At 42.7% G+C, this 6,268-nt stretch carries 6 protein-coding genes; 2 read left to right on the top strand and 4 right to left on the bottom strand.

Annotated elements, in window-relative coordinates; all coding sequences use genetic code 11:
- Positions 1–786, bottom strand: a 786-nt coding sequence (locus VNE01S_RS06835; RefSeq protein ID WP_245649875.1) for a phosphoethanolamine transferase, incomplete at its 3' end; no start/stop codon positions are given.
- 445 nt (positions 787–1,231) lie between these two features.
- Between VNE01S_RS06835 and rsgA the strand changes: the two genes are divergently transcribed.
- On the top strand, positions 1,232–2,275 hold the full coding sequence (gene rsgA / locus VNE01S_RS06830; RefSeq protein WP_053394672.1) for a ribosome small subunit-dependent GTPase A: 1,044 nt from the start codon (positions 1,232–1,234) through the stop codon (positions 2,273–2,275).
- 133 nt (positions 2,276–2,408) lie between these two features.
- On the opposite strand, the gene thpR is transcribed toward rsgA, so the two are convergent.
- Together thpR and VNE01S_RS06820 are read right to left on the bottom strand one after the other, a co-directional pair.
- The gene (gene thpR / locus VNE01S_RS06825) at positions 2,409–2,930 is read right to left on the bottom strand and encodes an RNA 2',3'-cyclic phosphodiesterase (protein ID WP_053394673.1); all 522 of its coding nucleotides are present in this window, start codon (positions 2,928–2,930) and stop codon (positions 2,409–2,411) included.
- Between the two features lie 209 nt (positions 2,931–3,139).
- Positions 3,140–3,526 carry a DUF2061 domain-containing protein gene (locus VNE01S_RS06820; protein ID WP_053394674.1) on the bottom strand — a complete coding sequence of 129 codons (387 nt, stop codon included), beginning with the start codon at positions 3,524–3,526 and terminating at the stop codon, positions 3,140–3,142.
- A gap of 436 nt (positions 3,527–3,962) precedes the next feature.
- Here VNE01S_RS06820 and VNE01S_RS06815 point away from each other — a divergent pair, with 436 nt between their 5' ends.
- A complete protein-coding gene (locus VNE01S_RS06815; protein ID WP_053394675.1) occupies positions 3,963–5,264 on the top strand; it encodes a diguanylate cyclase domain-containing protein in 1,302 nt (433 codons plus the stop codon).
- 214 nt (positions 5,265–5,478) lie between these two features.
- Here VNE01S_RS06815 and VNE01S_RS06810 read toward each other — a convergent pair whose 3' ends face one another.
- Positions 5,479–6,258, bottom strand: coding sequence for an AraC family transcriptional regulator (locus VNE01S_RS06810; protein WP_053394676.1), 780 nt, complete (start codon positions 6,256–6,258; stop codon positions 5,479–5,481).
- Positions 6,259–6,268 lie beyond the last annotated feature (10 nt).

Below are 6,268 nucleotides of genomic sequence, written 5' to 3'. Positions count from 1 at the left end.
GAAAGGGTTGGTGTTCCTTTCATAGCCGTTGTAAGCAAAATTCATCGCACGTGCGGTTTCACCTAATACCACAACCATCAATGTCGGCTTGCCATTCGGCGCGGGAGTCACTTTTGCATCTTCCCCTTGCACTTTGTAAACCAGCTTTTCAGTCAGGTAATTGCGTTTTAGGTATCTAGTGCCGTTGTATACATGGGCAGGGATAATCATCTTGTTTAGGTAATGATTATTACGACCGACAGAGGCGTAGTCTTTGTAGCTTGTCATGGCGATAAGGCCAATCCCAGCGATCGCAAGCAGAACAATCCCGACGCGAGCTGCAATCTCGCGCAGCCACGTTCGGTGGGGAACAATCTTAACGCTAAAGAGTAAAATCGCCGGAATAACCCCCAAACCAATTAAGTAAAGCAGTGTCGAGGTATTTAAGTAGAACAGTATTTCTGACGAGTTGGTTTCAAAAATACTCTCCATCATGGTCATATCAAATAGGGTTTGGAAATTGACTTGAGCGTAAAGCGCTGCCGCAGAAGAAACCAGCAAAAATGCCATAAACGGCTTAAAGAAATAAGGCCACGCAAAAAGAGAGAAGATAATAATAAACGCGCAGGTAAGGAGGATAGGCGCTGTGTAAGCGAACCAAGGATCAGACACGCCTGCACTTAGTTCAAAAATGGTATTGAGTACTGGATAATTCATCACAGTACCAAAGTACGCCGCGCAGATTAAAATCAGCCCTGACATGCTCATGGAAATACGGGGACATTGAAAAGTTTTGCCAGCCAACATTAAGGAGCTCCTTTAAAAATCAATGCTCCTATTTTTCCAACTGAAACTTAAGATTCACTTAAGAAACTCATAAATAGCGTGATTGAAATGGCTAAAAGCCTATAAGTGCCAGTGTTTTAATCGGGTAAGGAAATTGTTAGGACGTGAACAAGTACTGCCCACATGCAATATTGTGGTAACTGGTAACAAATGTGCTACTATCAATTCACATTCATACGTGTAAGGAGATTCTGATGATTGTATTCAAAACCCACCCGGCAACTTTTGAGAAGCAGAGTGGACATTCAACGCTGAAATAAACAGCACCTTCTTAACCTCTCATACTTCTATCTCTTGCCCGGTGTTTCTTAACCGGGGTCTATGCCTATTCATTTGACCCTCATATTTTCTGTTGATTGCGCGCAGAGCGTTTTGCAACGCGATTCTGCATGCGTAGGGAAAAGCAATGAATTCAGCAATTACACTCAACCAACTTGGTTGGCAACCTGTATTTCAACAACAACTGACACTTGAAGATTTAGAAACCGCGATCATCGGTCGTGTACTGGCACATCATCGCAGTGGGTATACGGTTCAGATGGAAAACGGCGAGATTCACCTGCCCATTCATCACAAATTGCCCATGATGACGGTTGGTGACTGGATCTTACTCGATCACGATCATCTGTTTATCCGGCAACTGGAGCGAACCTCGTTATTCAGCCGTCGGGCGCCCGGAAGCAAAGTAGCCGAGCAGTATATCGCCGCCAACGTCGACACTTTGTTTATTGTTAGCTCGCTTAATGATGACTTTAACCTTAGTCGGGTTGAACGCTACCTCGCACTGGCTCATGAATACAGTGTCGAACCTGTAGTCGTGCTGACCAAAGCCGATTTGTGCCAAGACAGCGATGATAAACGTGCGGCCGTTCAGGCGATTGATCCGATGCTGATGATCGAAGTCGTCAATGCTCTGGACTCAACCTGTTGCGCTGTATTAAGCACATGGTGCAAAACAGGGAAAACCGTCGCCTTTATGGGCTCATCTGGGGTAGGGAAGTCAACCCTGATCAATACCCTGATGGGCAAGTCGATTCAGGAAACGGGTTCGATTCGCGAAGATGACAGCAAGGGACGCCACACCACGACGTCGCGATCGCTGCACTTTATGCCGTCTGGCGGGGTGCTGATTGATACCCCAGGGATGCGGGAGTTGCAGATTGCCGATTGCGAAATAGGGGTAAGTGAAACCTTTGCCGATATTGAGGTGCTAAGCAGCTCATGTCGATTCAGTGATTGTCAACATCAAAGCGAGCCAGGCTGCGCGATCATACATGCCCTTGAAACGGGAGAAATCGACGAGCGCAGGCTGAAAAACTATTTTAAGCTGCTCCGAGAGCAACAAAGAAATAGTACCGCGCTGCATGAGCAACGAGCCAGATTTAAACAAATTGGCAAATCTAATCGCTTAATCGTGTCTGAAAAACGCTTGATGAAGAAGGGGTATTAACGAGCTAATGAGATAAGGGGTGCTCATTCTTTGGTGTGAGCACTCCACCACGATACTAACAAAGCGCCTGTATTCTCTTGAAAGTCAGCAGGCGCATATTGCAATGATTATGGTAAGTCTCAACTCGACATTATTACTGCACAATCTCATCTACTACGTGATAAACCAACTTGTTTTCTCGGTAGACGCTTTCCATCAACGCAATGGAGTGAACATGGATGTTTCGCGGTTTAATGTGGATCTCTTTTAATGAAGCGTGGCCGATTGCGTGGCGTAAAAGAGTGATGTGTGGCGTATAATTTTTTGATTCGCTAGGAAAGTTTTGCGATTTTAACGCACTGTTAAGCTCTCTTTGTACTCTCATCAATGCTCGATTATTTCCGAACCCTAACCAAATCAAATGACTTCGTTTTTGTCGAAATGATCCCAAACGATCAATGCGCAAAGTGTCACACCCTGAATGCAGTTGATGCAATATATCGATGAGCTTCTGCTGGTGTTCATCTGTACATTCACCAATAAAAGCCAGTGTGAGATGAAGGTTATCTTGACGCGTATTTCGCCCGTTATATCCATGGGCACACAGCAACTCCTGGTAAGTCGCCAAATCACGTTTGGTCGCATTATCAAATGTCAGTGAGAAAAATAGCCTCATATCAATCTCCTAACTACAAACAGAGTCTAACGATTTCAGCTTTGATGAGATCGCTTGTACAGACAGGTTTTACGCCTTGTCTCAACCTATATTTTAGAAGCTTGAATGAACAGAAGCCCGTAGGTTCGATGGAAATTGAGCCGCACTATGCACCGTTAAAAGCCTCTGTTGAGAGGCTTTTTGATGAAAGGAAAGTAAAATAAGACGGGTTAAGCACACACTAAGTTGTTGGAATGGTTTGTTTTGCGCAGCCATACTTTTTCGTGGAAGAAGTAGGCAACAGAGTTAATCGCCGGCTCCACCGTTGCCATTAAGCCACCAATGAACGCGTCTCCAGTCAGTAAGTAAGTGACTGTAAATGCAACACTAAAATGGATAACGGCAAAACTTGCGGTTTTCACTTGTGTCTTTGCTTGATGGCGCTTTAGTACTGGTACTTTTTGCCAAACCTTCTCGTGAATATAAAAAGCACCCATATTGATTGTAGGTTCAATCATTGCAATCAAGCTACCTAGTAAAAAATCGCCGGTCAGCGTGAATGCAACTAAGGTTGCGATGGTAAAGTGAATAGCCGCAAAAGTGATTGTCTTAATCATTGTTCTTTCCTCATCAACCGTATTTGGTTTCTATAGGAATATTATTGATAATCATTATCAAAAAGGGAATGCGTTGTTTTCTATTAGATTGATAGGTATCAGCAATTAGTTTAAACGGTTTAGCTTTGAATAGCCGTGTGACGATCTCGGCGCTTTCGCCAACAAAATTGGCAATGGAGGTAAGATTGGGTGCGCAAAAATGCGTAGTTGATGGATCTCTACATGTACCAGTTTTCCAATCAATGAGCTAAAGCCGATTTATGATAAAAAATCCTGTCTTCACAAGGCCTAATGTCACGATATTGCGCTAACTGGCTAATTTCTTTACTCAAGTATGTCTACTATGTCATTACGGTTCTAAACTTTGGATAGGGCTCATAGAATAGTGTTTTTCAGGACTTACAAGATTAAACCATGGTATTTCACTTTGTTGACCATGGTATATCTATTCATTTCTCATACTATTATTAGTCTAATAACTGATGGATTTATCACTAGGCAGGCTCAGCAAACGAGAGAAGTTATTCAACATGAGCTGGCTTTAGTTCGATATAGTATTGAAGCGAATGTCTATCGTGATACCTATCTAGCCGACAGTTTTGCCTCGGTAGTTGCGCTTGACCCTGAGTTTGCAATGAAGAACTGGAATTTTGTTTCTGAACAATTTTTGTCCAAAGCAAATCTTGTACGAAACATAGGCCTAGCGCCCAATGACATAATCTCTCATGTGTACCCTTTGGAAGGTAATGAAAAAGCAATTGGGTTAGATTTCCGCACCGTTCCTAATCAATACCGAACGGTTCAGCTCGCTAAACAGCGAAAAAACGTATATATCGCAGGGCCACTCGAACTCGTGCAGGGGGGGACAGCACTGATCGCTAGGTATCCAATATTTACAGATACACCGCAAAACATGGAGTATTGGGGCGGTCTGAGTGTTGTCATCGACTACCAAAAATTAATTGAGCAATCTAACCTTCACTCTTTGAAAGGCGCGACTATTGCAGTAACTGGCCATCAAAACGATCAACTGATAGAAGGCGATGAAAACGTTTTAACGGATTATGACGTCAGCTATCCTATCTACCTACCTAGTGGTAACTGGACTTTGTTTGCTAAGTATACAGATATTGAACAATTAGAGAGTATTTATCGGTTTGACGTTCTATTTACTGCTCTAGGCTGGGCAACATTCAGTGTTTTCTATGTGTTGATTTTGTTCCTCATCAAAAACTACGTACGGGTTCATAACCTATCTTTACATGATGAATTAACAAAACTGCCTAATAGGCGGTATTTATTCAATGAACTTAACCGTGTAATGTCTCGAAAAGATACCTTTGTAAGTCTCACAATCTTAAACATCGATTTAAACAAGTTTAAGGCAATTAATGACTCACTAGGGCATGAGGCGGGTGATGAGGTCTTGAAACATATCGCATCATTACTAACCCATAGCTTACGCTCATCAGATTTTATTTCGCGAGTCGGTGGGGATGAGTTCATTGTGGTTTTGCAACGCTCCACAAATCCAAAGGATGTAGAGCTGATTATTCAAAACATACATTCCGCCGTAAAGCAGCATGTTTTTCAGTGGAATGAGCACAAAATACCGCTATCACTCAGTATTGGATATTGTAGCTACAGTAGTAAAGCTGACCCATCTGTAATTAATGACCTATTGTCAAAAGCAGATAAAAGCATGTACCAAGAAAAGAGAGCGGATAAACCTGCATAGTTCACTTAAAAAATGGTCTATTGGCCTCTGCCTTATCAATACTAGATAGTCATTTAAGTAACTTTGAATGACTTAGCATTATTGGCTAGTTACTGATTTATCAAAGACACTAACTCGCTTCAGTCCAGAACTGTTACAGTCGGCATTTTTGACACGAAAGGCCCCAAATTTATTTAGAGTAATAAATCATACCTCTGGATTTGCTATACCAGAGCTAAGGTTGGTATTGGTATTTCATAAAACTTAGTGGTGTCTGTCCTGTCTGTTTCTTGAAGAAAGCGATAAAGGCACTGTCGGAAGAGAAGCCCAACCAATGGGAAACGTCATTAACCTGCATCTCCCTAGACAGTAATTCAATCGCTTTTAATAAGCGCCATTGCTGTCTCCACTCTTGATAGGTCATGCCCGTTTCAGCTTTAAATAGTCGTGTCACGGTTTTAGTGCTTGCGCCTATGGCATCGGCAACAGAGGTAAGATCTGGCGCTAAAAAAGACTCTTGCATTACAAGTTCACGGAAATGTCTAAATCGACGATTTGATGGCAAGGGTAGTTGGAAAGAGTGGTGTTTAGCTGCGTAAAACTCCTCCCAAAAAAGCGTTGTTGTATTTGCCATTTCTGCTTCAGCTTTATCCCACGGCCATAGAGACATTTTATCAATTAGCGCCTTTAGCAGAGCATTTACTTCGATTACTTCAATATTATTGGGACACTTAAACGCCTTGCAGTCGAAGTATAGGGAGCGGTAAGCCACGACATTCGTCATCATTGCACGGTGTGGGATAGATGGTGGAATCCAAACCGCTTTTGTGGGTGGCAAAATGCAGATGGAGTTTTCTAGCGCAAAGCTCATACACCCTTGAGAGGCAAAAAGTAATTGACCTTTTTTATGTTGATGCATGCCTGAATCGTGTTTTCCTACGTCAGCCGCTATCCCTACAACACTAGCGGTCAAGCCATCAGGGTCAAATTGGGTTTGTTCATCGATAATTGCCATTTGTCCGAAT

The sequence above is a fragment of the Vibrio nereis NBRC 15637 genome, assembly GCF_001591105.1.
Lineage (GTDB): Bacteria > Pseudomonadota > Gammaproteobacteria > Enterobacterales > Vibrionaceae > Vibrio > Vibrio nereis.
Note: the sequence above shows the minus strand (reverse complement) of the source record. Positions and strands in the feature narration are given on the sequence as shown.

What these genes read in the sequence shown, in the direction of transcription:
- rsgA (WP_053394672.1), top strand. Translation starts at nt 1,232, where the DNA reads ATGAATTCAGCAATTACACTCAACCAACTTGGTTGGCAACCTGTATTT.
- thpR (WP_053394673.1), bottom strand. Translation starts at nt 2,930, where the DNA reads ATGAGGCTATTTTTCTCACTGACATTTGATAATGCGACCAAACGTGAT.
- VNE01S_RS06820 (WP_053394674.1), bottom strand. Translation starts at nt 3,526, where the DNA reads ATGATTAAGACAATCACTTTTGCGGCTATTCACTTTACCATCGCAACC.
- VNE01S_RS06815 (WP_053394675.1), top strand. Translation starts at nt 3,963, where the DNA reads ATGGTATATCTATTCATTTCTCATACTATTATTAGTCTAATAACTGAT.
- VNE01S_RS06810 (WP_053394676.1), bottom strand. Translation starts at nt 6,258, where the DNA reads ATGGCAATTATCGATGAACAAACCCAATTTGACCCTGATGGCTTGACC.